Origin of the sequence: Pseudomonas sp. UBA6276, assembly GCF_002438365.1 — a bacterium.
Taxonomy (GTDB): domain Bacteria; phylum Pseudomonadota; class Gammaproteobacteria; order Pseudomonadales; family Pseudomonadaceae; genus Aquipseudomonas; species Aquipseudomonas coleopterorum.
The window spans coordinates 21,702-33,730 of the sequence record NZ_DJUS01000109.1; the positions used below are offsets into that span (position 1 = coordinate 21,702).

Below are 12,029 nucleotides of genomic sequence, written 5' to 3' on the forward strand. Positions count from 1 at the left end.
CCTCCATGTCCAATCCAGTCAATGGCGCGCCACCGCGCCTGATGCGTCTGGCGCTCGCCGGATCGGTGGTCGTGATGATCGCCGCCGGCGGCCTGTTCTACTACGCCTCGCAAGTCGCTTCGAACAAACGTCAGGCCAGTGCCCAGAACGAAATCGTGGTGAACATTCATCCGCACAACTGCGAACCTGCTGCACTGACCGTGCCTGCCGGACGCACCAGCTTTCGCATCGTCAACCGTTCCGAGCGCGCCGTGGAATGGGAAATCCTCGACGGCGTGCTGGTGGTCGAGGAGCGCGAGAACATCGCGCCCGGCCTGAGCCAGGTAATCAACGCCAACCTGCAGCCGGGTGACTATCAGATCACCTGCGGCTTGTTGAGCAACCCTCGTGGCACGTTGAAGGTGACGCCGACCGCCGAGTCCGATGCGGCCGCCAAAGCGCGGCCGTCGATGGTGGCCTTCGTCGGACCGCTGTCGGAATACCGGGTGTACCTGGCGACCCAGGGCAGCGGCCTGATCCGCGCCGTGGATGCGTTGAACCAGGCCATTGTTGCCGGTGATCTGGCACAGGCGCGCCATCTGTATGCACCGGCGCGCGCAGCCTATCAACGCATCGCGCCCGCTGCTCAGCGTCTGGCCGAGCTGGACAATGCCATCAACGCCCGCGCGGACTACTACGAGAAGCGGGAGCAGGACCCGGCCTTCGGCGGCTTTCATCGACTGGAATACGGCCTGTTCAAGCAGAACACCTTGGATGGCCTGACGCCGGTGGCGAAGAAACTGGCGACCGATGTCACCGAGTTGAAACGCCAGTTGCTGGCGCAACCGCTACCGCCCGAACAACTGGTGAACATCGTCTCGCGCAACCTGCGTGGGCTGGCGGACATTCGCACCAACGGTGAGGAAGAGCGCTACAGCCATACCGATTTGAATGGCTTCGCCGCCAACCTGGAAGGTGCGCGCAAGGTCATCGATCTGCTGCGTCCGCTGTTGGCCAAGTCGGCCGCCGAGTTGCTGCCGGGCATCGATGCCGCCGCCGACGAGCTGGCCATGCAGTTGGCGAGCCTGCGCAGCGGTGACGGTTACCAGAGCTACGAAACGGTCAGCGCCGAACAGCGCCAGCAGATTGCCGCGCAAGCCAAGGCCCTGGCCGATGCCCTCGACGGCATCGATCCGGCCCTTGGCCTCTCCACCCTGTAGCAGCGGCGCGAGCCGCGTTGGCGGCCTCTGCGGTGTGATGGAGTGGTTGCAGTGAAGCCCGACGCGGCTCGCGCCGCTGCTACAGGGGCTATGGCGAGCCGCGTTGGCGGCCTCCGCGGTGTTATTGGCTGGCCGCAGTAAAGCCCGATGCGGCTCGCGCCGCCGCCACACGTGCGGCGAATGGAAAAGATACGAGGTCAACGATCATGAGCAACACCGACAACCCGAATTCACCGGTCGACGCCCAGCGTCGGCGCGTGCTGCTGGGCCTGGGCGCTGCCGGCGCGGCACTGGCCGGCGCGGGGCTCAGCTGTCCGGCGATGGCGACCCCCGCCGCCAAGGTCACCGAAGCACCGAAAAGTGAAAAGACCCAGGACCGCCATGACTACGAAGGCCAGCACCAGGCCGGGATCGTCACGCCACGACCGGCCGCCGGCATGATGGTCGCGTTCGATGTCCTGGCCAGCGACCGCGCAGACCTGGAGCGCCTGTTCCGCACCCTGGATGAGCGCATCCGCTTTCTGATGACCGGCGGCCCCGTCGCTCAGGTCGACCCCAAGCTGCCTCCTCTGGATTCGGGCATCCTCGGCCCGGTGGTGGTGCCAGATAACCTGACCATCACCGTGTCGGTGGGCGAGTCGCTGTTCGACGAGCGCTTCGGCCTCACCGACGTCAAGCCCAAGCGCCTGTCGCGCATGGTCGGCTTCCCCAACGACGCATTGGAAGCCGATCAGTGCCACGGCGACCTGACCCTGCAGTTCTGTGCCAACACGCCGGACAGCAACATTCACGCCCTGCGCGACATCGTCAAGAACCTGCCCGACCTGCTGTTCGTGCGCTGGAAGCAGGAAGGCACCGTGCCGCCGCAGGCGCCCGCCAAACCGGGCGAACCCGAGCAGAGCGCGCGCAATTTCCTCGGCTTTCGTGACGGCTCGGCCAACCCGGATTCCAACGACAATCGGCTGATGAATGCGCTGGTGTGGGTGCAGCCCGACAGCGACGAACCTGCGTGGGCCGCCCATGGTAGCTATCAGGCGGTGCGCATCATCCGCAACTTCGTCGAACGCTGGGACCGCACTCCCCTGCAAGAGCAGGAAAACATCTTCGGCCGGGTGAAGACCACCGGCGCGCCTATGGATGGCCGACTCGAAAGCGATGTGCCGGACTACGCCAAGGACCCCGAAGGCAAGATCACCAAGCTGGACGCACACATCCGCCTGGCCAACCCGCGCACGGTTGCGTCGCAGCAGAACCTGATCCTGCGCCGTCCGTTCAACTACTCGAACGGAGTGAACAAGAACGGCCAGCTGGACATGGGCCTGCTGTTCATCTGCTACCAGGCAGATCTGGAAAAAGGCTTCATCACCGTGCAGACCCGTCTCAACGGCGAGCCGCTCGAGGAGTACCTCAAGCCCGTCGGCGGCGGCTATTTCTTCACCCTGCCGGGGGTGACCGGCGCCCAGGACTTCATCGGCCGCAGCCTGCTCGACGCGACCAGAACCACCACGACCAACGCTTGACCACTTGAGACCACCGGGGAACCCCTCATGACAAAGACGCCACTCGCTCTGCTGCTGACCCTAGGCCTGTTGAACGCGCCGCTCTCGGCCTTCGCCGCGACCCAGTCGCCCCTGGACCTGGTGGGCCCGGTTTCGGACTACAAGATCTACGTGACCGAAAAGGTCGACCAACTGGCCGAGGAAACCGCCAAGTTCACCGACGCGATCAAGAAGGGCGACCTGGCCACCGCCAAGAAGCTGTACGCACCGACCCGCGTTCACTACGAAGCGATCGAGCCGATCGCCGAGCTGTTCAGCGATCTGGATGCGTCGATCGACTCCCGGGTCGACGATCATGAAGCCGGTGTGAAGGCAGAAGATTTCACCGGGTTCCATCGCCTGGAATACAGCCTGTACTCGGAAAACACCACCAAGGGTCTGGATGCCCTGGCCGATGGCCTGCTCAAGGATGTGAAGGACCTGCAAACCCGCATTGCCGAGCTGACCTTCCCTCCGGAAAAAGTGGTCGGCGGTGCTGCCGCGCTGCTTGAAGAAGTGGCGGCGACCAAGGTGTCGGGCGAGGAAGATCGCTACAGCCACACCGACTTGTATGACTTCCAGGGCAACATCGACGGCGCGAAGAAGATCGTCGACCTGTTCCGCCCGCAGATCGAAAGCCAGGACAAGGCGTTCGCCGCCAAAGTCGACAAGAACTTCGCCACCGTGGACAAGATCCTGGCCAAGTACAAGACCAAGGACGGCGGCTTCGAAACCTACGACAAGGTCAAGGACAACGACCGCAAAGCCCTGATCGGCCCAGTCAACACCCTCGCCGAAGACCTCTCCACCCTGCGCGGCAAACTCGGCCTGAACTGACCGCCCGCTGTTTCCCGCATGTTCTCATGAGGCCCCTCCTGCCAGGGGCCTTTTTGTGGGAACGGCTCTGCCCGCGAAGGTCATACCGGTGCACATCAAAAACACCGTAGGAGCGGTCATCGGCCGCGAAAAGACCAACGCGCTCTTCCTGACCGACCGTGGCGATCCTTTCGCGGCCACGGACCGCTCCTACAAGCCGTATACACTGAACTGCTTGGCCGCCACCTTGATCTCCGTGACCGACATATACCGTCACTAATACGCCCTACCCAACTCATCACTGCACGCTACATTCAAACCTCCCGCCATGGAGGCCGTCATGCCACTCTACAAAAATTGCAGGTTACGCACGGGCCGCTTTTCGCAGCGCGGCGGCATCTATCTCTTGACCGCTGTAGTTAAACATCGCACGCCCGTATTCCGGGATTTTGTATCAGGTCGCTGTGTAGTCAAAGAGATGATGAATGCCCAGCACTGGAACCAGGCCCAATCGCTGGCTTGGGTGGTGATGCCTGATCATCTTCACTGGCTGATGCAACTTGAGGATGCATCGCTGGAAAGCCTGATGCGCCAGGTCAAATCGCGGTCGAGCAAGGCAGTCAACGAACGGAGCGCAAGGACCGGTCAATTATGGCAGGCCGGTGTCCACGACCGAGCACTGCGCAAGGAGGAGGATCTACTTGCCAGTGCCAGGTACATTGTGGCCAACCCGGTACGCGCTGGCTTGGTGAAAAGAGTCGGGGATTATCCGCTTTGGGATGCGGTCTGGTTACACAACCATCAACCACCCAGCTCCCCGCCCCTATGAGCGGTCCGTAACCTGTAGGAGCGGTCCGTGGCCGCGAAGGGAACGCTGCGGTGGGTCAGAAAGAGTGCGTTGCCTTTACGTCCGGGCGCCCAGCTCGGCGCAGACGGCCTGGGCGGCTTTTTGGACGGTAGGGACCAAGGACTGCATCTTTTCCAGCGGCATGTAGGGCACCGTACTGGCGACACTGATTGCAGCCACGATCTGTCCGCTGGCGTCGCGGATTGGGGCGGCGACACAGCGGATCGAGGGTTCGTTGTCTTCCAGATCGAACGCATAGCGACCCGCAACGTACGCTAGCATGCGGGCCTGAAACTGCGACCAGGTCAATTGCGGATGGTCGGGCCATAGCGCCGACTTCGCCGCCACCGCCTCTCCCTGCTCGAACAACCGCTGCCATTCGGCTTCGCTGGCATCGAGCATCAATGCCTTGCCGATACCGGTGCGCGCCAGCGGCATGCGATGCCCGACCCGCGAACGCATCTCCGGGCCATTGCGCCCCGGGGTCTTGTGCAGGTACAGCACCTCATCGCCGTCGCGAATCGCCAGGTGAATGGTGTCGCCGGTCAGGGCCGACAGCTCATCGAGCCAAGGGGTCGCCAGCATCACCAGCGGCACCTCCTCCCGCGCCTGGAAACCCAGCTCGATCAGGCGCGGGCCCAACAGATACCCCACCTGAGGCAACACCCGCAGGTAGCGCTCGTCCACCAGGCAACTGGCCAGTCTGTGGGTGGTGCTGCGGGTGGTGCCGATGCGCCGCGCGATCTCCTTGAGATCGCGGGCGCCGCCAGCCACGGCCTGGATCACCGCCAGACCGCGCAGCAAGGTCTGTGTGCCGGTCGGTACGGCGGGGGGCATGTCGTCCTGCATGGTCAACCTTCGCGTCGAGAAAAAGCAGGCGCATTATGTTCGCCTGCTTGCAAAGCGGTCAAAGCTCGATCCGCTCGACCTTGCCCACCAGCAGGATATAAGACAACGCCCCAACCAACGCCGTGACCGCGATGTAAGTGATCGCTGGCGCGAACGAGTCGCCGGTCGCCAGGAAACCGATGGCGATCGGCGTGGTGATTGCCGACAGGTTGCCGATGAAGTTGAACACCCCACCCGTAAGGCCCAGCAAACGCGCTGGCGCCAAGGTCGAGACCAGGGACCAGGTGATCGAGGCCAACCCGTTGCCGAAAAATGCCAGCGCCAGGCAAGCGATCACCAAGGCTGTGGAATCCACATAGTTGGCGCCGATGATGCAGGTCGAGATCAGCAGTCCACCGATGATCGGCAACTTGCGCGCCAATCCGATGCTCGCGCCGCGACGGATCAGCCAGTCGGAAAAGAACCCGGAACACAACACGCCGACGAAGGCCGCCAGGAACGGCAGCGAGGCGAGCATGCCCGACTTGATGAAGTCCATCCCGCGGTATTTGACCAGATAGGTCGGGAACCAAGTCAGGAAGAACCACAGGGTCGAGTTCAGGCAATACTGCCCCAGGTAGATGCCCCAGAGCTTGCGCTTGCTCAGCACGATACCCAGGTCGGTCCAGCTGAAACCGGTCTTGGCCTGACGTGCCGATTTCTGCATGTCGACCAGGCCGCCGCCGTCGCTGATGAGCTGGATTTCGGCAGCGTTGGCGCCTTTGAAATCACGCGGCTCGCGGTACACGGCGTACCAGATCACCGCCCACACGATACCCACCAGACCGGTACTGACGAACACCATGTGCCAACCGAATTCGTGTTGCAGCCAGGCCAGCACCGGGGTCAGGAAGGCCAGGCCGACAAACTGGCCCGACGTGTAGAAACCGATGGCGGTGGCGCGTTCGCGCTCAGGGAACCAGGTCGTCACCACGCGGCTGTTGATGGGATACGCCGGGGCTTCCAGCGCACCCACCGCCATGCGTAGTACGAACAGGGCGATGAAGCTGCCGGCGAAACCGAGCATGACCGTGGCGATGGACCACAGGGCCAGGGCCACACTGTAGAGAATGCGCGGCGGCACGCGGTCCACCAGCCAGCCACCGGGGATCTGCATGGCCGCGTAGGTCCAGCCGAAGGCCGAGAAGATCAGGCCGACGTGAACCGGATCGATACCCAGATCGCTGGTCAGCGCCGGTGCGGCGATGGACAGGTTGCTGCGGTCCAGGTAGTTGATGACCACGGTGATGAACAGCAGCACCATGATGAAGAAACGCTTGCGGCTGGGCGTCGCCAGCGCCGGAGCGGTGGTTGCGGTTTGCGTGTGCATGGGGTGCCTCTTATTGTAGTTGTAGAGGGTGATGCGGCGCCCTGGCGGACGCTTTCGCAGGCAGACGGCTCACCGCCTGCCCCGCTCTCACAAAGGTGTCGATATCCGTGTGGGAGCGGGCTCTACCCGCGAAGGCCGCGCCGCAATATCAGCGTCTTCTCACCACTCGGCGAAGCTGCCATCGGCGTGGCGCCAGATCGGGTTGCGCCAGCGATGGCCGATTTCGGCCCGCTCCCACACGTACTCCTCGTTGATCTCGATGCCCAGCCCCGGCCCATTAGGGATCTTCACGAACCCGTTGTCGTAGTCGAACACCTCGGGATGGGCAACGTAATCGAGCAGATCGTTGCTTTCGTTGTAGTGAATGCCCAGGCTCTGCTCTTGAATGAACGCGTTGTAGCAAACCGCATCCAGCTGCAGGCAAGCCGCCAGCGCGATCGGACCCAGCGGGCAATGCAGCGCCAATGCCACGTCATAGGCTTCAGCCATGTTGGCGATCTTGCGGGTCTCGGTGATCCCCCCGGCGTGGGACGCATCGGGCTGGATGATGTCGACATAGCCTTCACTGAGGATCCGCTTGAAATCCCAGCGCGAATACAGACGCTCACCCAACGCGATCGGCGTGCTGGTCAGCGGCGCCAGTTCCTTGAGCGCTTCATAGTTCTCGCTCAGTACCGGCTCTTCGATGAACATCAGCTTGAACTGATCCAGTTCCTTCATCAGCACCTTGGCCATGGGCTTGTGCACCCGGCCATGAAAATCGACGCCGATGCCCACGTTCGGCCCGACCGCATCACGCACGGCCGCCACACTGGCCAGGGCGCGATCGACCTTGTCGAAGGTGTCGAGAAACTGCAGCTCTTCGGTGCCGTTCATCTTCACCGCCGTGAAGCCACGCGCGACCGCTTCGCTGGCCGCCCGCGCCGTATCGGCCGGCCGATCCCCGCCGATCCACGAGTACACACGGATCCGATCACGCACCTGACCGCCCAGCAGGTCGCTGACCGAAACACCCAGGGCCTTGCCCTTGATGTCCCACAGCGCCTGATCGATACCGGCCAGCGCACTCATGTGGATTGCACCACCGCGGTAGAAGCCGCCGCGGTACAGCACTGTCCAGATGTCTTCAATGTTGCGTGGGTCCTTGCCGATCAGGTAGTCCGACAATTCGTCGACCGCGGCAGCCACGGTATGCGCGCGGCCTTCCACCACCGGTTCGCCCCAGCCGACCACGCCTTCGTCGGTTTCGACTTTCAGGAAGCACCAGCGCGGCGGAACAATGAATGTAGTGAGTTTGGTGATTTTCATCGGTTGTCTCTCTTGTTCGATGGACGCTCAAGCGCCTGGAAATTTTACCGTTGCCGCCCGTACCAATTGCGTAGGAGCGGTCTTTGGCCGCGAACCGAGCGGCGTGGTGGATCAGTCACTGCGCTGTGCCCTCTTCGCGGCCGATGACCGCTCCTACAGGGGCGCGCAGCGTGTCAACCTTTCAGCGACTGCCACGCCTGCACATACGCCTTGGCGTTATCCGCCACCTGCTGCACCGTCATGCCCGGCTTGAACAGGCCCGAGCCCAGGCCGAAGCCCGCCACGCCCGCGTCGAGAAACGGCTGCATGTTGTCCGGGCTGATCCCGCCTACCGGCACCAGCGCCGTGCCCTTGGGCAGCACCGCCAACAACGCCTTGACCACCGCAGGTGTCAACGACTCGGCCGGGAACAGTTTCAACACATCGGCGCCCGCAGCGAGGGCGGCGAAGGCTTCGGTTGGCGTCACCACGCCCGGCGCCAGATACAGGTCGGCCTCCTTGGCCGCCTTGAGCACCACAGGGTCACTGTGGGGCATGACGATCAACTGCCCGCCTGCGGCTTTCACCTGCTGCACCTGTTCGGCCGACAGCACTGTTCCGGCGCCGATCAGGCAGTCGGCGGGCAGGCTGTTGCGCAACAGCCGAATGCTGTCGAAAGGCTGAGGGGAATTGAGCGGCACCTCGATGATGCGAAACCCGGCGTCATACAGCACTTCACCGATGGCCACCGATTCCTCGGGGCGCAGGCCACGCAAAATGGCGATCAGCCCGTTCTGGGCCATTGCTTGCTTGAGCATGTCAAACCTCTTGGAGCTGTTGAGCGACGAGCCCGGCGGCCAGCGCCAGGCTCCAGAGACCGCGTTCGGTGGCCTGTTCGGCCTGGCTGACGCTGGAAAAACCGCAAAGGGCCAGGGCTTGGCTGTAACGCTGGCACAAGGCCCCATTACCGATCAGGACCACCGCCGGCAGCGCCGTCTGGCCACTGCGCTGGCGCAGCATTTCCGCCAGCGCCCGCAGCTCGTGCCCGATCATCAGGCCGGACAGGTAGTCAGCCTGCTCGCTGCTGGCCAACTGGCCGGTCAAGCCGAGGCTGCGCGCGCTGAACATGGTCGACAGCACGCCGATGCTGCCCTCGGCCGACATCGCCACAGCAACGCCGCGCTCGAAGGCCACGCTGTCGAACGACGCACTGCGCTTTTGCGTGCGGCCGAGAATGGTGTGGGCACTGGCAGCGGCGAACAGCTCGCCGGTCATGAAGGTGTCGAAATGTTCGATGCGCTGCTCGACCACCCTCGCCCACTTCGAGTGGCTGCCGGGGAGACCGACCAGCAGGGTCTGGTCACGCTCGGCCGGGGGCAGCGACTGCAACAGACCGAAGATCTGGGTTTCCTCGCCGCGCATCACGTTGGGCAGCGCCGAGCGTTGCAGGACGCCCGGCACAAGGTGCACATGGATGCCGCGCAAGGTGCGTACCCATTCCATGCCAGCGGCCACGTCGACGGCCTGGGCAGGGCTGGCGCAATAGGGGACTTCACGCCAGCCCTGGGCGCTGCCGACCATGCCGCAGGCGATCACGGCAACGTCGGGGTAGGCGTCGAGCCAGTCGCCACAGGCTTCGTCGAAGGTCAGTTCGAAACCATCGCGGGTGGATTCACCGCAGATGGTTCGGGGGATGGTGGATAGCTGCATGATGCCGCGATCCAGCGAGCGCTGGTCGAGTACATGGCCCTCAGGGCCGAGCAGATAGGCTCGCAGGGAACTGGTCCCCCAATCGAGTGCAACGAGTTGCGGCTGCATCGCTTCACCTTGTTTGTTTTTGGTAGTGAATGGCGGTGTGTGATGGCCGACTATAAATCTATTCGAACAGAAATCTCAATATATAATTATCAATCCCATATATAGGGATGCCCCTGTGGGAGCGGGCTCTGCCCGCGAAGAATTCACCGCGCCCTACCTGCCAGATCCCTGTGGGAGCGGGCTCTGCCCGCGAAGAATTCACTGAGGTGTAACTGGCAGAACGCGGGGCTCCATTCGCGGGCAGAGCCCGCTCCCACAGTTCTGCTTCTTACAGTTCTGTTGCCAAAGTTCTGCTCCCACAGCTTTGCTTCTCACAGATCTGCCTTACCAGTTCTGCTTCAACAGGTCTGCTGCCTTAAATCGGCCATAAAAAAACCGGCCTGGAGAAGGCCGGTTCGTTTGGAGTCAGGCGTACGCCTGCAAGGGGCGGCGTCTGCCGAAGACCCATGCGGTGCCAATGCCAACTGCGCCCATCACCACGCAGTAGCCTACGCACACCCAGGGGCTCCAAGGCATCAGAGCTATCAGCAACAACGGTGTGGTGCTCGCCCACAGTGCATAAGCGATGTTGTAGGTGAACGAGATACCCGACACGCGAACTTTTGCCGGAAACAGGCCGACCATCAGCGACGGCACCACACCCACCACCCCGCACCCCAGGCCTGCCAGCGCATAAGCCATCGCCAGGCTGCCGACGCCGGCGATCAGACTGGCGTACAGCGCAGTAATGCCCAGCGGCAGCAACACGCTGTAAAGAACCAGCGCACGCCAGGCGCCAATGCGATCGACCAGCAGGCCCGCCAGCACGCAGCCGATGTTCAGAAACACGATGCCCAGGCTGCTCAACGCAAAGGTATGCCGGGCATCGAGGCCGAAACGCTGCTGCATCACCGTCGGCGTGATCACCACCAGCACGACCACAGCCGAGGTCAGCACGCACGTCAGCAATACCGCCGGAATCAACGATGCACGATGCTCGCGCAGAACGGTGCGCAAGGAAAACTCGCTAACTTGCTCGCTGCGCGCGCGCATGGCCAGAAATACCGGCGTTTCACTCAGCAAGCGACGCAGCCACACCCCTACCACGCCGAATACGCCGCCGAGCAGGAACGGCAGACGCCAGGCCCAATCGAGAATCTCCTGTGGGGTGTACACCCTCGCCAGCACGGTGGCGGTCAGCGCCCCCAACAGGTAGCCGAAGGTCAATCCGGCCTGAAGAAACCCCAGCGCATAACCGCGTCTGCGCAGCGGCACGTGTTCAGCGACGAACACCCAGGCACTCGGTACCTCCCCTCCTACGGCTGCGCCCTGCAGGATGCGCAAGGCAAGCAGCAGCAGCGGCGCAAAGTAGCCGATCTGAGCATAGGTCGGCATCACCCCGATCAGCAGGCACGGCACCGCCATCATCAGGATGCTCAGGCTGAACACCCGCTTGCGCCCTAGCCGGTCGGCAAAATGCGCCATCAGAATGCCGCCCAACGGACGGGCCAGGTAACCGGTCACGAAAATACCGAAGCTCTGCAGCAAGCGCAGCCATTCCGGCATCTGTGGGGGAAAGAACAACTGACTCAGGGTCAGCGCGAAGAAAACGAAAATAATGAAATCGTAGATTTCCAGCGCGCCACCAAGGGCCGCCAGACCGAGGGTCTTGTGGTCGCTGCGGTTAAGCAGCAGTGGCTGGGCTGAGCTATCGGCAGGCATGGGCAAATCCGCAGGTGACCGACGACGCGTATCCTCGCGCCTGTCAAAGGCGCGCAGGATAACAAAAAGCGTCGGACGTGGCAGGCGCGAACGGCTACAGCGGAGGGGCGCTCAAGGATTTACGCGTGCGAATACCGTCCCCGATTACCCGTACGCGGTGCTCCAACGGGGCCTTGGGCGATTCGACAATGGCCATGAACGTTCGCAGAGCTTCAAGATCAGGCAACTGCCTGACGCTGGTACGCAACGGCTCGCCGCTGGCATCGGTCAGTTCCGTTTCGATCTGCTTCTGGCTTTCATACAGCAACGCATGGCGGACCAACTCGGTGTTCTTGCAGAACCGTGGCAGATCAACACCTGAGCGCACCGCCATGTCGGTGTTGGCAATCAACAGATCGAATGGCTCATAGGCGCTTTGCACCATGGTCAGCAATTCGTCGAGAGAACGCACGGGTACGACCCTGAAATAGCCCAGATTGTTGAGCGTTCGCTCGATCTGCACCGCTTGCTGCCCTAGCTCGTCGGCAATCAGAATGCGCAATGTCTTGTCAGCCATCATCCACTTCCCAGGCACGGGCGCGGGACGGTCCCTTACCCGTCGCGCC

Annotated in this window: 12 protein-coding genes; 5 read left to right on the forward strand and 7 right to left on the reverse strand. The window is 62.8% G+C overall.

The genetic code is table 11. The features are described 5' to 3' along the window. The first annotated feature begins 5 nt into the window (after positions 1-5). From efeO (B2V21_RS12820) to B2V21_RS12840, 5 genes are all read left to right on the forward strand, one after another. Positions 6-1,199, forward strand: coding sequence for an iron uptake system protein EfeO (efeO, locus tag B2V21_RS12820; RefSeq protein WP_286917024.1), 1,194 nt, complete (start codon positions 6-8; stop codon positions 1,197-1,199). A gap of 206 nt (positions 1,200-1,405) precedes the next feature. Then, positions 1,406-2,719: an iron uptake transporter deferrochelatase/peroxidase subunit gene (gene efeB, locus B2V21_RS12825; RefSeq protein WP_286917025.1), complete on the forward strand. Its 1,314-nt coding sequence runs from the start codon at positions 1,406-1,408 to the stop codon at positions 2,717-2,719. Positions 2,720-2,746: 27 nt separating this feature from the next. Continuing rightward, a complete protein-coding gene (gene efeO / locus B2V21_RS12830; RefSeq protein WP_286917026.1) occupies positions 2,747-3,574 on the forward strand; it encodes an iron uptake system protein EfeO in 828 nt (275 codons plus the stop codon). Between the two features lie 88 nt (positions 3,575-3,662). Next, on the forward strand, positions 3,663-3,833 hold the full coding sequence (locus tag B2V21_RS12835; RefSeq protein WP_286917027.1) for a hypothetical protein: 171 nt from the start codon (positions 3,663-3,665) through the stop codon (positions 3,831-3,833). A gap of 60 nt (positions 3,834-3,893) precedes the next feature. Next, positions 3,894-4,382, forward strand: coding sequence for an REP-associated tyrosine transposase (locus B2V21_RS12840; RefSeq protein WP_286917028.1), 489 nt, complete (start codon positions 3,894-3,896; stop codon positions 4,380-4,382). Positions 4,383-4,457: 75 nt separating this feature from the next. Here B2V21_RS12840 and B2V21_RS12845 read toward each other — a convergent pair whose 3' ends face one another. The 7 genes from B2V21_RS12845 to B2V21_RS12875 form a co-directional block, all read right to left on the reverse strand. Further along, positions 4,458-5,249, reverse strand: coding sequence for an IclR family transcriptional regulator (locus B2V21_RS12845; RefSeq protein ID WP_286917029.1), 792 nt, complete (start codon positions 5,247-5,249; stop codon positions 4,458-4,460). Positions 5,250-5,307: 58 nt separating this feature from the next. Further along, entirely contained in the window at positions 5,308-6,618 is a 1,311-nt protein-coding gene (locus B2V21_RS12850; protein WP_286917030.1) for an MFS transporter, read from the reverse strand. 159 nt (positions 6,619-6,777) lie between these two features. Further along, positions 6,778-7,926, reverse strand: a complete 1,149-nt coding sequence (gene dgoD / locus B2V21_RS12855) for a galactonate dehydratase (protein ID WP_286917031.1) — start codon at positions 7,924-7,926, stop codon at positions 6,778-6,780. Positions 7,927-8,099: 173 nt separating this feature from the next. Next, a complete protein-coding gene (locus B2V21_RS12860) occupies positions 8,100-8,723 on the reverse strand; it encodes a 2-dehydro-3-deoxy-6-phosphogalactonate aldolase (RefSeq protein WP_286917032.1) in 624 nt (207 codons plus the stop codon). A 1-nt stretch (position 8,724) separates the two neighbouring features. Beyond that, the gene (locus tag B2V21_RS12865; protein ID WP_286917033.1) at positions 8,725-9,723 is read right to left on the reverse strand and encodes a 2-dehydro-3-deoxygalactonokinase; all 999 of its coding nucleotides are present in this window, start codon (positions 9,721-9,723) and stop codon (positions 8,725-8,727) included. Between the two features lie 405 nt (positions 9,724-10,128). Continuing rightward, complete coding sequence (locus tag B2V21_RS12870; RefSeq protein ID WP_286917034.1) at positions 10,129-11,424, reverse strand: MFS transporter; 1,296 nt, start codon at positions 11,422-11,424, stop codon at positions 10,129-10,131. Between the two features lie 94 nt (positions 11,425-11,518). Then, positions 11,519-11,980, reverse strand: coding sequence for a hypothetical protein (locus B2V21_RS12875; protein ID WP_056842849.1), 462 nt, complete (start codon positions 11,978-11,980; stop codon positions 11,519-11,521). Positions 11,981-12,029: the final 49 nt, after the last annotated feature.

What these genes read in the sequence shown, in the direction of transcription:
- efeO (WP_286917024.1), top strand. Translation starts at nt 6, where the DNA reads ATGTCCAATCCAGTCAATGGCGCGCCACCGCGCCTGATGCGTCTGGCG.
- efeB (WP_286917025.1), top strand. Translation starts at nt 1,406, where the DNA reads ATGAGCAACACCGACAACCCGAATTCACCGGTCGACGCCCAGCGTCGG.
- efeO (WP_286917026.1), top strand. Translation starts at nt 2,747, where the DNA reads ATGACAAAGACGCCACTCGCTCTGCTGCTGACCCTAGGCCTGTTGAAC.
- B2V21_RS12840 (WP_286917028.1), top strand. Translation starts at nt 3,894, where the DNA reads ATGCCACTCTACAAAAATTGCAGGTTACGCACGGGCCGCTTTTCGCAG.
- B2V21_RS12845 (WP_286917029.1), bottom strand. Translation starts at nt 5,249, where the DNA reads ATGCAGGACGACATGCCCCCCGCCGTACCGACCGGCACACAGACCTTG.
- B2V21_RS12850 (WP_286917030.1), bottom strand. Translation starts at nt 6,618, where the DNA reads ATGCACACGCAAACCGCAACCACCGCTCCGGCGCTGGCGACGCCCAGC.
- dgoD (WP_286917031.1), bottom strand. Translation starts at nt 7,926, where the DNA reads ATGAAAATCACCAAACTCACTACATTCATTGTTCCGCCGCGCTGGTGC.
- B2V21_RS12860 (WP_286917032.1), bottom strand. Translation starts at nt 8,723, where the DNA reads ATGCTCAAGCAAGCAATGGCCCAGAACGGGCTGATCGCCATTTTGCGT.
- B2V21_RS12865 (WP_286917033.1), bottom strand. Translation starts at nt 9,723, where the DNA reads ATGCAGCCGCAACTCGTTGCACTCGATTGGGGGACCAGTTCCCTGCGA.
- B2V21_RS12870 (WP_286917034.1), bottom strand. Translation starts at nt 11,424, where the DNA reads ATGCCTGCCGATAGCTCAGCCCAGCCACTGCTGCTTAACCGCAGCGAC.
- B2V21_RS12875 (WP_056842849.1), bottom strand. Translation starts at nt 11,980, where the DNA reads ATGGCTGACAAGACATTGCGCATTCTGATTGCCGACGAGCTAGGGCAG.